This window comes from Amycolatopsis roodepoortensis (assembly GCF_024628825.1).
Taxonomy (GTDB): Bacteria; Actinomycetota; Actinomycetes; order Mycobacteriales; family Pseudonocardiaceae; genus Amycolatopsis; species Amycolatopsis roodepoortensis.
Map to the genome: position 1 here is coordinate 2,411,740 of NZ_CP102415.1, position 17,662 is coordinate 2,429,401.

Here is a 17,662-nt window from a genome sequence, read left to right on the forward strand (position 1 = left end):
ATGGATCTGACGCCGTACATCACAAGCCTTCGCGAGGACCTCGCGAACACGGCTTCGGCCGGCGACGAGCAGACGCGGCGCGCTGCCGCGCTGCTGTCGTCGGCGCTGGAGCCGGCCGCCCGCCTGACCATCATGAACGCCCTCGCCGACCTCGCCGCCGAAGTGACTTCGGCGCTGCCGGGGCACGTCGTCGACGTCCGGCTCGACGGCCGCGACGTGCGCGTCGTCGTCACCGGCGCGGGCTCCGGCTCGGCCGAGGGTGCCGAGCAGTCCGCGCCACGCCAGGAGGCGCCACGCGCGCCCAAGGTGGACACGGGCGACATCACCCGCATCACGCTGCGCCTGTTCGAGCAGGTCAAGGGCCAGGCCGAAGCCGCGGCCGCCGCTCAGGGCGTTTCGCTGAACACGTTCGTCTCGCAGGCCGTCCAGGGGGCGCTGGGCAAGAGCGGGAGCGAGCACTGGCACTACAAGCAGAAGCCGGGCGGCGGTGCGGGGTCGCACCTGCACGGCTGGGTCCAGGGCTGAGGGGGACGGAAATGACCGAGGAAAACACTCCCGCGGGTGAAGAGACCGTGCGCGTCGAGGACTTCGAGGCCGAAGGCCCGATCGAGATCGACGTGAGCGTGGGCATCGGCCGGGTGACCATCGAACTGACCGGCGAGAGCGGCGTCCACGCCGAGGTCCGCCGGGACGGCGGCGAACAGCAGCCGTGGGTGGACGGGATGACGAGCCTGCTCAGCTGGGTCGGGGAACGTTTCGGAGATCAGCTCGGCGGTTCACCGGTGGGGTCGGCGGGTGACGCCGTGGCGCAGACTCGGATCGAGAAGGTCGGCAACCGGCTGGTCGTCCAGGCGCCGAAGGCCTGGCAGCTGAAGAACGTCCCGCTCGCCGTCACCGTCCGGGCCCCCGCCGGTTCGCATCTGGAGGTGCGGGCCGGGGCGGCCGATGTCACGGTGACCGGCTCCGCCGGGCGGGCGGACCTCCTGACCGGCGCCGGCAAGATCGGCCTCGAACGGGCCGACGGTTCGGCGATCGTCCGCACCGGCACCGGGGACATCAAACTCGGGCCGACCCTGTCCGGTCTCCAGCTGCGCACCGGCAGCGGCTCCGTCGAAGCGGCCTCGGTGAGCGGTTCGGTCACGCTCGCCACCGGCACGGGTGACGTCTGGCTCGGCGAGGTCGCGGGCGAGGTCCTGGCGCGCACCGGCAGCGGCTCCCTCTCGGTGGCGGACGCCGCCTCCGGGACGCTGGAGCTGACCACCGGATCGGGTGAAGTCCGCGTCGGGATCCGCGGCGGCGTTCAGGCGGAGATCGACCTTTCGTCGACGACCGGGTCGGTGTCGAGCGAGCTGGAGGTCGCGGAGACCGCGCCCGCGGAGGTTTCGCTGAAGGTGCGGGCGCGCACCGGCACCGGCGACGCGGTGGTGACCAGCGCGGCCAGCTGAGGTCGCGGACCGCAGGGGGATCGAGGGACCTTTGCTCTCACTTTTCCACGGGGGTGGGAGCGAAGGTCCCTCGCTCATTTCTTCATGCTGCCGGTGGCGTGTTGCGAAAGCCACTTTCGCAACGTTGAAGGTTGCGAAAGTGGCTTTCGCAACCTTGGCGTGGGGTACGAGCGGCCGAGGCGTCCAGGTATCCAGCTAGTACATGAAGGCCCCCTTCCTTGCGCCTGACGCAAGGAAGGGGGCCTTCATGTACTTCGGTGGTCAAAGCCTCACTGCACCAGGCGTGAAAGCACCGGAGCGAGATCGCCCCGCTCCCCCATCACGACCCCGTCCAGCCCCTGCCAGTCCGCCATCAGCCGCAGCTCGCCCGCCAGCTCACTGGCCACGCGCGCGACATCCACACCGGGCTCCGCGAAGGCGCCCTGAACGCGAAGCACCCCGGCGGCCCGATCGCATTTGAGGTCGACCCGGCCGACGAGTTCGCCGTCGAGCAGGAACGGGAACACGTAGTACCCGTAGATCCGCTTCGGCTCCGGCACGTAGATCTCGATGCGGTAGAAGAAGTCGAAGATGCGCTCGGTGCGGGCGCGTTCCCAGATCAGCGGGTCGAACGGCGACAGCAGGGCCCGGCCGGTGACACGGCGAGGCGCCTTCGCCGCGACGTGCCGGTACGCGGGGGCGGGCCAGCCGTCCACGGTCACCGGTTCGAGTACACCCGCCTCGACCAGTTCGGCCACCGCCCGCTTGCTGACGTCCGGCCCGAGCCGGTAGTAGTCCCGCAGATCCGGTTCGGTGCCGATGCCCAGCGCGACGGCCGCGCGGGTGATCAGCTCGCGGGCGCCTTCCTCCGGGCTGACGGTCCGCGACAGGATCTCCGGCGGGACGACGCGTTCGGTCAGGTCGTACAGCCGCTCGAACGACCGGCGGGTGCCGGTGGTCAGCTGGCCCATGCCGAAGAGCCACTCGCAGGCCTTCTTGACCTCCGACCGCTCCCACCACGAGCCGGGTTTCGTGCCGGTCCCCTTACCCTCCAGCGCCCGCTCGATACCGCCCGCGCCGATCGGCCCGAGTTCCTTGACCACGGTCAGGATGTCGTCCACCAGCTGGGGCGTCTGCTCCAGCACCCGCGCGTAGTTCGTCCACCAGCCCATGCGTTTCGCCCCGGACCGCAGGAGCGGCCAGTCCGCGATCGGCAGCAGACTCGCCTCGTGGGCCCAGGTTTCGACCAGCAGCCGGGGTTTGCGCGCGGAATGGGACCAGGCCGCGTCGTCCACCAGCGCGGGCTCGTACGCACCGAGCCGGGAGAACAGCGGCATGTAGTGCGCGCGGACCGCGACGTTCACCGAATCCAGTTGCAGCAACTGGATTCGCGACAGCACGCGTTGCAGATGCCGCCTTGTCGCCGCTCCGCCCGGACGCGCCTCGGCGAACCCCTGTGCGGCCAGCGCGATCCGGCGCGCGACCGGCCCGCTGATGGTCGTAGTGCTCATCCTGCGCATGCTGCCATCCACCACCGACAGTTTCCGGCCGCACCGCTAATCTGCGCAGCATGGCCGCCGCCGAAGTCCGCCCAGCAGTCGTGTCCGACGCCCCCGAGATCGCCCGCATCCAGCGTGACACGTGGCGAAGCGCCTACACGGAGTTGCTCGGCGAAGCGGCCGTCGCCGGGCTCGACATCGACGAACTCGAAAAGACCTGGACCGAAACGATCGAGTACCCGGGCACGCGCGTCTTCCTCGCCACCGAAGGCGAGTTCACCGTCGGTTTCTGCGTCGCCGGCCGCGCTCCGGAGAGCGAGGTCGCCACCGCCGACGGCTCACTGCCCGACGACGCTTCGACGACGGCGCTCATCGCCTCGCTGCTGGTCGAGCCGCGCTGGGGACGGCGCGGGCACGCGGGACGGCTGCTGGCGAACGCGTCCGCCTGGCTGCGCGAGGACGGCGCCACGCGCGGGATCAGCTGGGTCGCCCAGACCGATCACGCGTCACTGGGTTTCTTCCGCCGCGCGGGCTGGTCGCCCGACGGGACCGTCCGCATCCTCGACACCGGAAGCACGAACGTGCGCGAAGTCCGGCTCACCGGCGGTCTCGACCTCGAGCTCGCTCCGTGACTTCGCGAACACGACCCAGCGCATCACCGAGTACATGAAGGCGCCTTCGCACGCCCCGGCGATGAGCCGGGAGAGGCGGTAGTCGACGCCCAGCGCGGCCAGCCCGGCGCCGACACCCAGCAGGAACGCCACGTAGTTGATGACGATCGCGATGACGTACAGCACCGCCTGTCTGCCGACGGGCGCGTGCGAACGGAAGTTCATGCTGCGGTTCAGCACGAAGCTCAGACCGAACGCCGTCGCGTACGCGAGCGTGATCGCCAGCCACACCGGCAGGCCGAGCCAGCTCCGGAGCAGCACCAGCAGGATCAGGTCGACCCCGAAGGTGAACCCGTTGATGAGCGCGAAACCGAGGAAACTCGGCGCCACCAGCCGGGAAAGCCCGAAGGGGAGGCGCCGCACCACGGCCGCGCAGAAGTCGGCGAAGCGATCCGCGAAACCTTTGCCGCGGACCGCGTCGTGCACGTCGGCCACGGGTTCAGCATGGCAGCGGCAGGTGGCCGCGAGCCGACGAACAGGTGATCTTCTGGTGCGGCCCGGAAGCCGGGAACGGGGGCTGGCCCCAGTGCGTCCTGGTTTTCAACTGATAGCTTGGAGAGAACGAAGATAACGGGGAGGCAACGATGGCAGGCTGGTTGCTCCTGTCGTTCGGCGTCGCCTTCGGCTCCGCGATCCTCCCCGTCGTCAGCATCGAGATGTTCCTCATCGGCCTGTGCGCGAGCCAGCCGACGATGCCGTGGCTGCTGCTCGGCGCCATCGTCGCGGCCGGTCAGGTGGGCGGGAAGACGCTCTACTACCTCGCCGCGAAGGGCACGATCAAGCTGCCGAAACCGCTGCACGACCGCCTGCACCGGCAGCGGCCGCCCACCGCGCGCCGGGAAAGATGGCGGGCGCGCACCAAGAAGATGCGCGCCCGGCTCGACGCACTGCGCGAACGGTGCCACCGGCATCCGCATTGGATGGCGGGCACGTACGGGGTGAGCTCGGTCGTCGGCCTGCCGCCGTACATGGCCACGAGTGTCCTCGCGGGGCTGGTGCGGATGCCGCTGGCGACGTTCCTGGCCACCGGTTTCCTGGGCCGCTGGCTGCGCTTCAGCCTGCTGGCCGCCTCCCCCGCCCTGTTCGCGGGCTGGTTCCACTACTGACCCTGGGTCGTGAGTGGCGTTTCGGGTTAGAACCCGAAACGCCACTCACGACCACCTGGACCGATGCCCTGGCGGGCGGTCTCAGGGTGCCACGGCCCCGCATTTAGAGGACTAAGTGCGGGAAGCGGCTTCGAGTTCGACGGCGCGACGCATCGTCGCGCGGGCCCGTTTCCGGTCGCCGGCGATCTCGTACGCGTACGCCAGCCGGTACCAGACGCGCCAGTTCTCCTGGTCCGCCTCGACTTCGGCGCGGCGCTCCTCGAACCAGGCGTCGGCCGCGTCGCGATCCACCCGGCCCGAAGGCCGCCGGGGCAGATCGGAGACGTCGGGCAGGCCGCCTTCCTCGTCCAGCCGCCGTGAGAGCCGCTGGATCTGGACGCCGGAACGCCAGGTGGTCACGATGATCCAGATCCCGAGCAGCGGCAGCAGCAGGACCCCGACGCCGAAGAGCACCGGCACCGTCTCGCCGGTGCGCACCAGCGCGATGCCCCGGCCCGCCAGCAGGACGACGTAGACGGCGAGCGCCGCCGTCATCACCAGCGCGAAGTTGCGGGCCCTCACAGGTCGAGGATGTTCTCGAGACCGACCGTGAGGCCGGGCCGCGTGAGCACCGAACGCACACCGAGCAGCACACCCGGCATGAACGACGTGCGATGCAGCGAATCGTGGCGGATGGTCAAGGTCTCTCCCTCGCCACCGAACAGGATCTCCTCGTGCGCCACCAGTCCGGGCAGCCGCACCGAGTGCACGCGGACGTCGTCGACGAGCGCGCCGCGGGCACCGTCCACTTCGGACGTCGTCGCGTCTTCACCGGGAGCGAGACCGGCTGCCGCGCGGGCCTCGCCGATCAGCCGGGCGGTGTGCGCGGCCGTGCCGGAGGGCGCGTCGGCCTTGCGGTTGTGGTGCAGCTCGATGACCTCGGCCGAGTTGTAGAACCGCGCCGCCTGCTGGGCGAACCGCATCGCCAGCACCGCGCCGAGCGCGAAGTTCGGCGCGATCAGCACGCCGAGCGACGGGTCGGCCGCGAGCCACGAGCGCAGCTTCTCCAGCCGCTCCTCGCTGAACCCGGTGGTGCCGACCACGGCGTGGATCCCGTTGCCGGTCAGGAACTCCAGGTTGTCCATCACCGCGTCGGGATGGGTGAAGTCGACGACGACCTGCGCCTGCTTGAGCGCCGCGAGGTCGTCACCGGCGTCGAGCGCGGCGACGAGCTCCATGTCGTCGGCGCCATCGACGGCGTTCACCACTTCCTGGCCCATCCGGCCGCGTGCGCCCAGCACACCGACGCGAATTCCAGCGGTCATGATGCGATCACCTCGTGCAGATCGTCCGGAAGGTCGTCGGCGTGAGCGTACGGCCCGACCACCGCCGCCGCCGAGACGCCACCAGGGCGGGCGAGCAGAGTGCGAGCGAGCGCACAGACCTCTTCGGTGGTGACGGCGTCGATCCGCGCCACCGTGTCGTCGACGCCGAGATAGCGGCCGTAGTTGAGTTCGTTCTTGCCGATCCGCGACATGCGTGACGAAGTGTCTTCGAGGCCGAGCACGAGCCCGCCCCGCAACTGCCCCTTCGCGCGCGCGACCTCGGCTTCGCTCAGCCCGTCCTTGCCGACGAGTTCGAGCACCTCGCGGATCACCCCGGCGACCTCGCCGAGCTTTTCCGGCTGGCAGCCCGCGTACACGGCCATGTGCCCGGTGTCGGCGTAACTCGCGACGGACGAGTACACCTGGTACGCCAGCCCGCGCTTCTCCCGGACCTCCTGGAACAGGCGCGAACTCATCCCGCCGCCGAGCGCGGCGTTGAGCACCGACTGCGCGAACCGGCGGTCGTCGTGCCGTGACAGCGAACGCAGGCCGAGCATCACGTGCGCCTGTTCGGTGTCGTCGGTGTGCAGCGCGAGTTTCGGCGCCATCGCGATCCGCGCCCGCCCGCCGCGCGGCGGCACCGGCGTCGCCGCCCCGGTCAGCCTGGTCCGCAAAGCCTTGCGCACCAAGCGAAGCACCTGGGCGTGCTCGACGTTCCCGGCGACCGCGAGCACCATCCGCGGCAGGGTGTAGCGGCGCCGGTAGAACCCGCGCAACGCCGAAGCGGACATCTCGACGATGGACTTCTCGCTGCCCAGCACCGGACGGCCCAGCGCGTGGCTGCCCAGGATCGCGCCGACGAACGTCTCGTGCAGCAGGTCTTCGGGGTCGTCGTCACGCATCGAGATCTCTTCGAGCACGACGCTGCGTTCGGTCTCGACGTCCTTGTCCGTGCACAGCGCCTCGAACACGACGTCGGTGACGAGGTCCATCGCCAGCGGCAGATCCTCGTCGAGCACCTGCGCGTAGTAGCAGGTGTGCTCCTTCGCGGTGAACGCGTTGAACTCGCCGCCGACCGCGTCGATCTCCTCGGCGATCTGGGTGGCGTCCCGGTTCGTGGTGCCCTTGAACAGTAGGTGTTCGAGGTAATGCGCCGCGCCCTCGACCGACGACGGCTCGTCCCGCGATCCGACCCCGACCCACAGCCCGACCGTCGCGGACCGGGAGGCGGGTACGTGCTCGGTGATGACCCGGAGGCCACCGGCCAGCACACTGCGTTTGACCACCGCACCGTCCGAAGTGGACTCCAGCGTACGGGTGCTGCCGACGGGCTGTTCGTGCCCGGGAACCTGACGAGCCAACGGATTCCTTACTCACATGTCAGGAAAGGGTCGTTCAGGACACAAGTTGTCCCGAACGACCCTTTCCCGACGTTTCACATCGGTTCAGCCAGGATTACTGGGCGTCGGCCTTCGGGGCCTCGGCCTTGTCGCCTTCAGCCGCCTTGGCGTCTTCTTCCTGGACCACGATCAGGCTGATCTTGCCGCGGTTGTCGATGTCGGCGATCTCGACGCGGAGCTTGTCGCCCACGTTGACCACGTCCTCGACCTTGGCGATCCGCTTGCCGTTGCCCAGCTTCGAGATGTGCACCAGGCCGTCCTTGCCCGGCAGCAGCGAGACGAACGCGCCGAACGCGGCCGTCTTCACCACGGTGCCGAGGAAGCGCTCGCCGACCTTGGGCAGCTGCGGGTTGGCGATGGCGTTGATCTTGTCGATCGCCGCCTCCGCCGACGGGCCGTCGGCCGCGCCCACGTAGATCGTGCCGTCGTCCTCGATGGAGATGTCGGCGCCGGTCTCCTCGGTGATCGAGTTGATCATCTTGCCCTTCGGGCCGATGACCTCGCCGATCTTGTCCACCGGGATCTTCACGCTGGTGACGCGCGGGGCGAACGGGCTCATCTCGTCCGGGCCGTCGATCGCCTCGGCGATGACCTCCAGGATGGTGAGACGGGCGTCCTTCGCCTGCTTCAGCGCGGCCGCGAGGACCTCCGACGGGATGCCGTCGAGCTTCGTGTCCAGCTGCAGCGCGGTGATGATGTCCTTGGTGCCGGCGACCTTGAAGTCCATGTCGCCCATGGCGTCCTCGGCACCGAGGATGTCGGTCAGCGCGACGTAGCGGGTCTCGCCGTCGACCTCGTCGGAGATGAGGCCCATGGCGATACCGGCGACCGGCGCCTTCAGCGGGACACCCGCGTTCAGCAGCGCCATGGTCGAGGCGCAGACCGAGCCCATCGAGGTGGAGCCGTTGGAGCCCAGCGCCTCGGAGACCTGGCGGATCGCGTACGGGAACTCGTCCCGCTTCGGCAGGACCGGGACCAGGGCGCGCTCGGCGAGCATGCCGTGGCCGATCTCGCGCCGCTTCGGCGAACCGACGCGGCCGGTCTCGCCGGTGGAGAACGGCGGGAAGTTGTAGTGGTGCAGGTACCGCTTCGTGGTCTCCGGGGAGAGCGAGTCGATCTGCTGCTCCATGCGGAGCATGTTCAGCGTGGTGACGCCCAGGATCTGGGTCTCACCGCGCTCGAACAGCGCCGAACCGTGCGCCCGCGGGATCACGGCGACCTCGGCGGCGAGCGAGCGGATGTCGGTCAGCCCGCGGCCGTCCATGCGGATCTTGTCCGTGAGGACGCGCTTGCGCATGATCTTCTTCGACAGGGCCTTGAACGCCGCGCCGATCTCCTTCTCGCGGCCCTGGAAGGCTTCGCCCTCGCCGAGGCCGACCTTCTCCAGCACCGCGGCCTTGACCTGGTCGGTCGCGTTGTCGCGGTCCTGCTTGCCCGCGATGGTCAGGGCGTTCGCGAGGTCGTCGGTCGCGATGGCGGCGACGGCGTCGTACGCGTCCTGCTCGTAGGCGAGGAAGACCGGGAACTCGCCGGTCGGCTTGGCGGCGAGCTCGGCCAGCTGCTGCTGGGCCTCGCACAGCACCTTGATGAACGGCTTCGAGGCCTCGAGGCCCTCGGCGACGGCGATCTCGTCCGGCGCCTTGCCGCCGTCGGCGATCAGGTCGAGGGTCTTCTCGGTGCCTTCGGCCTCGACCATCATGATGGCGACGTCGTCACCGACGATCCGGCCGGCGACCACCATGTTGAAGGTGGCCTCTTCCAGCTGCTTCCAGGTCGGGAACGCGACCCACTGGCCCTCGATCAGCGCGACGCGGACGCCGCCGACCGGACCGGAGAACGGCAGACCGGCGATCTGGGTCGAGGCCGAGGCCGCGTTGATCGCGAGCACGTCGTACGGGTCGTCCGGGTTGAGGCTCTGGACGGTGATGACGACCTGGATCTCGTTGCGGAGACCGTCGGCGAACGACGGGCGCAGCGGCCGGTCGATCAGGCGGCAGGTCAGGATCGCGTCGGTCGACGGGCGGCCTTCACGGCGGAAGAACGCGCCGGGGATGCGGCCGGCGGCGTACATCCGCTCTTCGACGTCCACGGTCAGCGGGAAGAAGTCGAAGTGGTCCTTCGGGTGCTTCGACGCGGTGGTCGCCGACAGCAGCATGGTCTCTTCGTCGAGGTACGCGACGACGGAACCGGCGGCCTGACGGGCCAGGCGGCCGGTCTCGAAGCGGACGGTGCGAGTGCCGAAACGGCCGTTGTCGATCACGGCTTCGGTTTCGTGCACGGTGACTCCGGTGGAGTCGGTCATAGGGTGTATCTCCTCTTTTGATCCTCTGTAACGGCGCGAGTCTCCCACCCTGGGACCTGTTTCGCCTGCGGACGCTCGAGGAGTGAGGCCGGTCTTCGATCGAAGCCCCCGGGCCGTTGCCCGGGAACCACTACCGAGGACCGGCGGACGGTTCCTCGTGCGCGCTCGCGCCACGCTCTTCGAAAAGACAGAGCTCTCTGTACTTGGACCGAGGGGGAGCGACCGTTGTGGTCACTCCCCCTCGGGTTCAAGCTATCGGCGCAGGCCGAGACGCTGGATCAGCGCACGGTAACGCTCGATGTCCACCTTCATCACGTAGTTCAGCAGCCGGCGGCGGCGGCCGACCAGCAGCAGAAGCCCGCGACGGGAGTGGTGGTCGTGCTTGTGAGCCTTGAGGTGCTCGGTGAGGCCGACGATGCGCTTGGTCAGCAGCGCGACCTGGGCCTCCGGGGATCCGGTGTCCGAGTCGTGCACGCCGTACTCGGCAAGGATCGACTTCTTCTCTTCGGTGGACAAAGCCACAGTGGTGCTCCTAGATATCTGTGCCGTGCGGCCCGGACGATGTCTTCACGCCGGGTGAGACGGTCACGGCCGCCACGGACTGCAGCCGGACCCAATCATCAAGGCTACCAGCCTCGTGATCAGCGGCTTCAGGCGCGGGCGTGGTCCAGCGCGTACGACCGGATCACCCGGTAGCGGGAAACGCCCTGTTCACGGTCACTGCTCATCAGGACGGCCTCGGTCGCCGTCCAGGTCTCACTGGTGAACCCGGCCAGCCGCTCCTCCCACGCGCTCGCGGCTCGCGGCCGGTCGCGGGGGAAGCGGGCCAGTGTCAGGTGGGCCACGTACGGCCTGCCCTCGTTCTCCGCGCCGGCCTTCAGGGCCAGCTCGTGGAGCCCGGTTCCGGACACACTCAACCACAGCACCCCGGGGAATGTCGCGGCCTTTTCCAGCCGGAGGTCGACCGGGGCCGCGCCGTCCAGCCGCGCGGCGAGCCAGTCGCCTCGGTCCGCCGGGTCGTCCCGGCCGTAGAACCCGAGGGTGATGTGCCAGTCCTCCCGCGGTGACCAGCGGAAATCGCCCTTTTCGGGCGTGCCGAGGGCGGCGGCGACCTCGTCGAGGACGTCGTCCGGCGGGATCAACGCACTGAAGAGCGTCATGGGCGCGTGACTCACGTGATCAGAGCCGTAACTCGCGTGTTTGGAGGCGTAACTCGTGAGTTACGCCTCCAAACACGCGAGTTACGCCGCCAAGCACGCAAGTTACGTCAGGAACCGTTCCGCGCGGCGCGGCGCAGCAGGTCCGCCAGGGACGGGAAGTCCTCGTCGAGCAGCTTCGCGGCTTCGGTGAGGTCTTCGTCCTCGCCGATGTCCCGCAGCGCCACGAGCACACCCTGGTCGTCGGCGACGGCGCCGACCGGGATGCTGTCCCGGCCCACCGTCGGCCGCGAGTCGCGGACGTCCTCGAGCGCCTCCTGCATGGCCTTGCGGTCCCCCGCGGCGACCGCCGGGACCAGCACCTTGCGCTCCAGCATGATCATCTTGGCGAGGACTACGGGGTTCCCGATCTTGGCGCGGCGCCCGCTCATCACCTGGCTGAGCATGGGCGCGCTGATGCCGAGGACCTCGGCGAGGAAGGCCTGGGAGATGTCGAAGGCGACGACCAGTCTCCGCACGCGATCGCCGAGCGGCTCCCCGTACCACTCCTTCTGCAGCGCGATGTTCCGCTGGACGATCTTGTGGTCCTCCACCTTGGTCCGCTCCCCTTAACCCCATCGAACGCCATGCGCGGTCCGTGACATCTTGCCACCGGAACGCACGTGAGCGGGTGTGTTTGCCGATTGTCATCCCGGCCAAGGCCGGAACCGTCAGTCCTGCTCGCCGAGCAGTTCCCTGGTGCGGGCGACGTCCTCGTCGATCTGCGCCACCAGCCCCTCCGAGGTCGGGAACCGGACCTGATCCCGCAGCTTGGTGACGAAATCGAGCGCGACGTGCTGCCCGTAGAAATCCTCGTCGATGTCGAGGACGAAGGCCTCGACGGTGCGTTCCCGCCCCGAGAAGGTCGGGTTGGTGCCGACCGACACGGCGGCGCGCAGCCGTCGGCCGGAATCCGACGAACGGGTGAACCAGGCGCTGTAGACGCCGTCGGCGGGCACCGCGGCGAACCGCGGCGTCGACAGGTTCGCCGTCGGGTAGCCGAGGTCGTGTCCCCGGCCGTCGCCCCGGACGACGATGCCCTCCAGCCGGTGCGGCCTGCCGAGCGCTTCGGACGCGGCGACGACGTCGCCGGCGTCGATGCACGAGCGGACGTAGGTCGAGGAGAAGGTGATGTCGTTGTCCGCCTGCTCCTGGGCGAGCAGTCCCTGCAGTTCCGCTCCCTGCGCCACGAAACCGAACCGCTTGCCCAGCGTGCGAAGGAGTTCGACGTCGCCGGCCGCCTTGGCGCCGAAGGTGAAGTTCTCCCCCACGATCACCGCGGCCGCGTGCAGCTTGTCCACCAGCACCTCGTGCACGAACTCGTGCGCCGTCAGCCGCGACAGCTCCAGCGTGAACGGCAGCACGCAGAAGACGTCCGCGCCCAGGCCCTCGACCAGTTCCGCCTTGCGGCGCAACGTGGTCAGCTGCGCCGGATGACTGCCCGGCCGGATCACCTCCGACGGATGCGGATCGAAGGTCAGCACCACGCTCGGCACGCCGCGTTCGGCGGCGGCGCGGACCGTCCTCGAAATCAGCTCCTGATGACCGCGGTGCACGCCGTCGAAGACGCCGATCGTCACCACGCACCGTCCCCAGCTCCCGGGGAGGTCACCCAAACCACGCCAACGCTGCACTTCTGGCCCCGTCTCCTCAAGCCCGCTCCGGTCAATACCCTAGGCGGGCAGCAACACGACCACCGACCGGGCCAGTTCGCCTTCGTCCGCGGCGAGCGCGAGCACCCGGCCGTCCGGTCCGAACATCCCGTACGTGCCCTCGATCCCGGCCGCGGGCACCCTCTGTCCATATCGGACCGCCTGCGCCATGCGGACGTCCAGATCGCGGCGCGGGAACGCGGCGGCGACGGCGGCGTCGAGGTCCAGCGACAGTTCCGGCTTGTCTTCGAGCTGGTCGAGGGTGCGGGCCTTGGCGAGCGTGAACGGCCCGACCGTGGTGCGCCGCAACGCGAGCAGATGCCCGCCGACGCCCAGCCCGGCGCCGAGATCGCGGGCCAGCGCCCGGACGTAGGTCCCCGACGAGCATTCGACGACGGCGTCGAGTTCGATCCGGCCCGCCTCGCGGCGGGTGGCGAGCAGGTCGAAGCGGTGCACGGTGACCGGACGCGGCGGGATGACGACCTCTTCGCCGGCGCGGACCCGGGCGTACGCGCGTTTGCCGTCGATCTTGACCGCGCTGACCGCGCTCGGCACCTGCTGGATGTCGCCGGTCAGCGCGGCGATCCCGGCCGCGATCGCTTCGTCGGTGATCTTCTCGACGACGTCCGGGGCGGCTTCGGCGATCGGCTCGCCCTCGGCGTCGTCGGTCGTGGTGGACAGTCCCAAGGAGAGGGTCGCGAGGTAGGTCTTGCGGTCCAGCGCCAAGTGGCCGAGGAGTTTCGTCGCGCGTTCGATGCCGAGCACGAGGACGCCGGTGGCCATCGGGTCGAGGGTGCCGGCGTGCCCGACCTTGCGGGTGCCCATGAAGCGCCGCGCCCTGGCGACGACGTCGTGGGAGGTCATCCCGGACGGTTTGTCGACGATGACGAGGCCGGGCGGCGGGGCGGGACGTTTCTTGGCTTGAGCCTGATTGGGGCGCGACACGGGCCGAACCCTATCTTTCAGCCTCTCGCCCAGGACGAGACGGGCAGCGGTGCTTCGGCGTCCCAGCGGCGGCGCCGGATCTGCACCGGGATCGCCTCGCCGCGGGCTTCGGCCTCGAACAGCACGGCGCGGGTGCGCCGCCACCACACGAGCATCCGGAAGGTGCCGAACGCGAGCACCGCGATCACGGACAGCAGCGCCAGGCGGAACGTGCCGCCAGTCCACTCCAGCAGCACGCCGACCGCGAGCGCCGAGATCGTCGTGGCCACGAAGCCGCCGACGTTCACCACCCCGGTCGCGGTGCCGACGCGTGAGAGCGGGTTGTAGTCCCGCGCCAGCGCGAAACCGATCATCGACGCCGGGCCGCCGAGGGAGAGGAACGCGAACACGGGGACCAGGACCGCGACCGGGATCGTCCCGCCCCAGCCGAGCAGGACCGCCCACATCACCGCGGCGCCGCCGATGTACCCGCCGACGAGCGGCATCCGCAGCGACGGGCGCCGTCCGATCAGTCCGCCGATCAACGGTCCGCCGAGCATCGAGCCGAACACGAACACGATCAGCAGCGAACTCGCGGTGGCCTTCGGATAGCCCTGCCCCTGCACGAGGAACGGGACACCCCAGAGCATGGTCAGCACGTTGGGGGCGAACATCGTGCTGAAGTGGACCCAGAAACCCAGCCGGGTGCCCGGGGTGCGCCACGCGGCGGCGACCTGGCGGCCCAGCAGTTTCGGGTGCACCCGTTCGCGCACGGGCGCCGGCTCGCCGGGCGGGGAGTCCTTGACGCGAAGGGCGACGACGGCGGCGTACAGCGCGGTCACCAGGCCGACGGCGAGGAACGTCGGGGTCCAGCCGGGGCCGTCGAGCAGCAGGCCGAGCGGGACCGTCGCGGCGAGGTTGCCGACGTAACCGATGGCCCCGGTCAGCGCGGCGAGCAGCGCGTACTGGCGGCCGGGGAAATGCGCGGCGATCAGCCGCATGATGCTCACGAACGTCAACGCGTCGCCGAAGCCGACGACCGCGCGGGCGATCAGTCCGAGCGGGTACGAATCCGCGACCGCGAGCAGGGTCTGGCCGAGGCCGAGGAAGAACACGGCGGCGGTGAGCACGCGGCGCGGGCCGTAACGGTCGACGAGGACGCCGGTGGGGATCTGCATCGCGGCGTAGACGCCGACCTGCAGGACGGTGAACGTGCCGAGCGCGGCCGCGCCGACGCCGAAGCGGTCGGCGGCCTGGAGCCCGGCGACCCCGAACGAGGTGCGGTGGAAGACGGCGAGGAGGTAGACGGTGACGGCGGCGAACCAGATGAACCAGGACCGGCGGGTGGCTCGGCCTGTCACAGTATTTCCTCCTTGAGCACGGTTCGGGCGTGGAGACGCCCGCACTGCCGCCTCATATAGTTGTAGCGCGTAAGCAACGACGAAACATAGCCGTTACCCGGGTGCTTTTCGCCACACGCCTCCCCTCCCGCATTTCGTCCTCTGGATGCGGTAGTCGCCCGCGCAAGGACCGCATCCAGAGGACTAAACGCGGACGGCGCCCTCGACGGCCCACCGCCCCGAGCGCCACCGCACCAGCAGGGTCGCCAGCCGCAGGAGCATGAACAACGAGAGCCCGGTCCAGATCCCGGCCAGCCCCCAGCCGAACGCGAGCGACAGCCAGATCAGCGGCAGGAACCCGAGCGCCGCGCTCAGCAGGGTCGCGTTGCGCAGGAAGGCGGCGTCGCCCGCGCCGAGCAGGACGCCGTCCAGCGCGAACACCACGCCGGCGATCGGTTGCAGCGCGACGAAGAACCACCACGCGTGCGGGATCTGGCCGAGCACCGCCGCGTCGGAGGTGAACACCCGCGGCAGCACCCCGGCCACCGACGCGAACACGACGCCGAGGAAGCAGCCGAACACCAGCCCGTAGCCGGTGATCTGCCTCGACAGCCCGCGGGCCCGTTTGCTCGCGCCGGCACCGAGGGCGGCGCCCACGAGCGACTGCGCGGCGATCGCTAGCGAGTCCAGCACCAGCGCGAGGAAGGTCCACAGCTGCAGCACGACCTGGTGCGCGCCGACGGCCTCGGTCGACGTCCGCGCGGCGACCGCGGCGGCGGAGACGAAACACGCCTGGAAGGCGAGGCTGCGGAGCACCAGATCCCGGCCGAGGCCGAGCTGGGCGCGCATCACCTTCGGCTCCGGGCGCAGCGGGACCCGCTCCCGCACCAGCGCCGCGATGAACAGCGACGCAGAGATCACCTGCGCGACGACGTTCGCGATCGCCGACCCTTCCAGCCCCCAGTCCGCGCCGTACACCAGCACCGGGCACAGCACGGCGGAGATCCCGTTGCCCGCCAGCACATAGCGCAACGGTTTGGCGGAATCCTGGACGCCGCGCATCCAGCCGTTGCCCGCCATCGTGATCAGGATGAACGGCGTGCCGAACAACGCGATCCGCAGCCAGGAGACGGCAGCGTCGGTGATCGCGGCGTCGCCGGAAAGGACCCGGGCGATCGGCGCGGCCAGCAGCTGCCCGGCGACGATCACGACCAGCCCGACGATCACCGCCAGCCAGGTCGCCTGGACGCCTTCGCGGACCGCGTCGCCCCGGCGGCCCGCGCCGTGCAGCCGCGCCGTCCGCGCCGTGGTGCCGTACGACAGGAACGTCAGCTGGCTCGAAACCTGCGACAGCACGACACCGCCGACGGCGAGCCCGGCCAGCGGCAGCGCGCCGAGGTGACCGACGACGGCCGTGTCCACCAGGACGTACAGCGGTTCGGCGGCGAGAACGCCGAGCGCGGGCACGGCGAGACCGAGCACGCGTTTCGGCGGGACGCGCTCGTCGGGTTCGGAAGCTTCAGGCACCGATGCAGACTAGACGTCTGGTACGACAGTCCCAGTCGCCGGGAAACCGGCCGGGCCGAAGCGGGCCTGCTTCGCACCGGTGACGTAGGCGCCGACGCCCTCGGCGGCGGCCGGCTCCCGCACTTCAGCGGAGGAACGGTGCGTAGCGGCGTTGCTGGCGCAGTGATTCGATCTGCCGCGTGGTGTCGAGCGAGACACTGACGAGGAAGACGAGGACCACCTGCAAGGTGACCCCGGCGACGAGCGGCATCGGGCTCGCGTCCAGCAGGGCCAGGCCGGCGGCCGGGATCAACGCGACCACTCCCGAGCAGAGGGCGCCGAAGGCGATGATCCGGCGGCTCACGTGGTCGAGGTATTGGGCGGTCGGGTTGCCCGGCCGGATCCCGGGGACGAAACCGCCCACCCGCACCAGTTCGCCCGCCACCTTGTCCATGTCCTGCCGCACGGCCGCCCTCGCGAAGGCGAAGAGGCAGACGAGGACGAAGTAGCCCGCGATCCACCAGTGATCTCCCAGGCCGAAGAAAAACGCCGGCACCGACAGCAGCACCGCGGCGAGAACGGCCGGACTGTTGGCTTGCGGGAACCGGAAGGGAACGTAGGTCGGCGTCCCGCCGAAAGCGCGCCTGCCGATCATCCGCTTGGCGTACTGCACCGGAACACGGCGCTGTCCCTGCGCGAGGACGATCGTGAGCACCGTGATCGACAGCGTCACCACGATCGTCACCGCGATCGCGGCCCAGCCCGTCCTTTCGTACAGCCGCAGGAACTCCGGCGGCAGCACCGCCAGGACCTGCGCGAGCAGCAGGATACGGACGCCGTCGCCGAAACCCCGGTCGGTGATCACCTCGGTCAGCCGGAGGACCACCGCGGTTCCCGCGGTCAGGCACACGACGGCGATGGCCCCGTGTCCGTCGAGGACGCTCTGGCCGCGGAACACGAGCGCCCCGGCTGCGCCCAGCAGACCGAGCGCGACGGTGAGCCGCCGCTGGTACCGCTTCAGTACCCGCGCGCCGGCTTCGCCTTCGGCCCGGAGCGCGGCCAGCCGCGGGATCAGGGCGATCAGTCCTCGCAGGAGCAGCGGTGCGGCCAAGCAGGGCAGGACACCCAAAGCGAACACCGGCAGGGTGGCCAGGCCGCCGCCGGTGAGGAGGTCGAGGATCCAGCGCACCGGGTGATCGGCTTCCGGCGCGCGGACGGTCACATGCGGGGTGGGCAGGCTCTGGCCCAGCCGGAACAGCGCGATCACGCCCAGCGTGACCAGGATCCGGCGGCGGAGGGAGTCTCGGTCGTTCATCGTGGGGATCACGTTAGGAACGA

The 17,662-nt window shown here is 70.0% G+C and carries 17 protein-coding genes and 1 pseudogene; 4 read left to right on the forward strand and 14 right to left on the reverse strand.

Features of this window, described 5'->3' with window-relative positions:
* Together NQK81_RS11150 and NQK81_RS11155 are read left to right on the forward strand one after the other, a co-directional pair.
* The gene (locus NQK81_RS11150; RefSeq protein WP_257488110.1) at nucleotides 1-525 is read left to right on the forward strand and encodes a toxin-antitoxin system HicB family antitoxin; all 525 of its coding nucleotides are present in this window, start codon (nucleotides 1-3) and stop codon (nucleotides 523-525) included.
* 11 nt (nucleotides 526-536) lie between these two features.
* Nucleotides 537-1,445, forward strand: coding sequence for a DUF4097 family beta strand repeat-containing protein (locus tag NQK81_RS11155; protein WP_257488111.1), 909 nt, complete (start codon nucleotides 537-539; stop codon nucleotides 1,443-1,445).
* 269 nt (nucleotides 1,446-1,714) lie between these two features.
* Here NQK81_RS11155 and NQK81_RS11160 read toward each other — a convergent pair whose 3' ends face one another.
* The gene (locus NQK81_RS11160) at nucleotides 1,715-2,935 is read right to left on the reverse strand and encodes a winged helix-turn-helix domain-containing protein (RefSeq protein WP_257488112.1); all 1,221 of its coding nucleotides are present in this window, start codon (nucleotides 2,933-2,935) and stop codon (nucleotides 1,715-1,717) included.
* Nucleotides 2,936-2,994: 59 nt separating this feature from the next.
* Between NQK81_RS11160 and NQK81_RS11165 the strand changes: the two genes are divergently transcribed.
* Complete coding sequence (locus NQK81_RS11165) at nucleotides 2,995-3,555, forward strand: GNAT family N-acetyltransferase (RefSeq protein WP_257488113.1); 561 nt, start codon at nucleotides 2,995-2,997, stop codon at nucleotides 3,553-3,555.
* Nucleotides 3,556-3,621: 66 nt separating this feature from the next.
* Here NQK81_RS11165 and NQK81_RS45265 read toward each other — a convergent pair.
* Nucleotides 3,622-4,029 (reverse strand): annotated as a pseudogene (locus NQK81_RS45265) (GtrA family protein); the annotation flags it as partial.
* A gap of 149 nt (nucleotides 4,030-4,178) precedes the next feature.
* Here NQK81_RS45265 and NQK81_RS11175 point away from each other — a divergent pair.
* Entirely contained in the window at nucleotides 4,179-4,700 is a 522-nt protein-coding gene (locus NQK81_RS11175; protein ID WP_257488114.1) for a YqaA family protein, read from the forward strand.
* 111 nt (nucleotides 4,701-4,811) lie between these two features.
* On the opposite strand, the gene NQK81_RS11180 is transcribed toward NQK81_RS11175, so the two are convergent.
* The 12 genes from NQK81_RS11180 to NQK81_RS11235 all read right to left on the reverse strand — a co-directional run bounded on the left by NQK81_RS11180 (nucleotide 4,812) and on the right by NQK81_RS11235 (nucleotide 17,639).
* The gene (locus NQK81_RS11180; RefSeq protein WP_126737736.1) at nucleotides 4,812-5,261 is read right to left on the reverse strand and encodes a tetratricopeptide repeat protein; all 450 of its coding nucleotides are present in this window, start codon (nucleotides 5,259-5,261) and stop codon (nucleotides 4,812-4,814) included.
* Nucleotides 5,258-6,004, reverse strand: coding sequence for a 4-hydroxy-tetrahydrodipicolinate reductase (dapB, locus tag NQK81_RS11185; RefSeq protein WP_257488115.1), 747 nt, complete (start codon nucleotides 6,002-6,004; stop codon nucleotides 5,258-5,260). Before dapB ends, NQK81_RS11180 begins: the two co-directional genes overlap by 4 nt.
* A complete protein-coding gene (locus NQK81_RS11190; RefSeq protein WP_126737738.1) occupies nucleotides 6,001-7,365 on the reverse strand; it encodes a M16 family metallopeptidase in 1,365 nt (454 codons plus the stop codon). Before NQK81_RS11190 ends, dapB begins: the two co-directional genes overlap by 4 nt.
* Nucleotides 7,366-7,459: 94 nt before the next feature.
* The gene (locus NQK81_RS11195; protein WP_257488116.1) at nucleotides 7,460-9,706 is read right to left on the reverse strand and encodes a polyribonucleotide nucleotidyltransferase; all 2,247 of its coding nucleotides are present in this window, start codon (nucleotides 9,704-9,706) and stop codon (nucleotides 7,460-7,462) included.
* A 252-nt stretch (nucleotides 9,707-9,958) separates the two neighbouring features.
* Nucleotides 9,959-10,228: a 30S ribosomal protein S15 gene (gene rpsO / locus NQK81_RS11200; protein ID WP_003084034.1), complete on the reverse strand. Its 270-nt coding sequence runs from the start codon at nucleotides 10,226-10,228 to the stop codon at nucleotides 9,959-9,961.
* 128 nt (nucleotides 10,229-10,356) lie between these two features.
* On the reverse strand, nucleotides 10,357-10,866 hold the full coding sequence (gene thpR / locus NQK81_RS11205) for an RNA 2',3'-cyclic phosphodiesterase (protein WP_257488117.1): 510 nt from the start codon (nucleotides 10,864-10,866) through the stop codon (nucleotides 10,357-10,359).
* Between the two features lie 107 nt (nucleotides 10,867-10,973).
* The gene (locus tag NQK81_RS11210) at nucleotides 10,974-11,456 is read right to left on the reverse strand and encodes a helix-turn-helix domain-containing protein (RefSeq protein ID WP_125675891.1); all 483 of its coding nucleotides are present in this window, start codon (nucleotides 11,454-11,456) and stop codon (nucleotides 10,974-10,976) included.
* Between the two features lie 117 nt (nucleotides 11,457-11,573).
* Nucleotides 11,574-12,536 (reverse strand): bifunctional riboflavin kinase/FAD synthetase, encoded by a 963-nt coding sequence (locus NQK81_RS11215; RefSeq protein ID WP_192745659.1) that lies wholly within the window; start codon nucleotides 12,534-12,536, stop codon nucleotides 11,574-11,576.
* A 39-nt stretch (nucleotides 12,537-12,575) separates the two neighbouring features.
* On the reverse strand, nucleotides 12,576-13,499 hold the full coding sequence (gene truB / locus NQK81_RS11220; RefSeq protein ID WP_257488118.1) for a tRNA pseudouridine(55) synthase TruB: 924 nt from the start codon (nucleotides 13,497-13,499) through the stop codon (nucleotides 12,576-12,578).
* 17 nt (nucleotides 13,500-13,516) lie between these two features.
* The gene (locus NQK81_RS11225; protein ID WP_257488119.1) at nucleotides 13,517-14,839 is read right to left on the reverse strand and encodes an MFS transporter; all 1,323 of its coding nucleotides are present in this window, start codon (nucleotides 14,837-14,839) and stop codon (nucleotides 13,517-13,519) included.
* A gap of 183 nt (nucleotides 14,840-15,022) precedes the next feature.
* On the reverse strand, nucleotides 15,023-16,345 hold the full coding sequence (locus NQK81_RS11230) for an MATE family efflux transporter (protein WP_257488120.1): 1,323 nt from the start codon (nucleotides 16,343-16,345) through the stop codon (nucleotides 15,023-15,025).
* 124 nt (nucleotides 16,346-16,469) lie between these two features.
* Nucleotides 16,470-17,639 (reverse strand): preprotein translocase subunit SecY, encoded by a 1,170-nt coding sequence (locus NQK81_RS11235; RefSeq protein WP_257488121.1) that lies wholly within the window; start codon nucleotides 17,637-17,639, stop codon nucleotides 16,470-16,472.
* Nucleotides 17,640-17,662 lie beyond the last annotated feature (23 nt).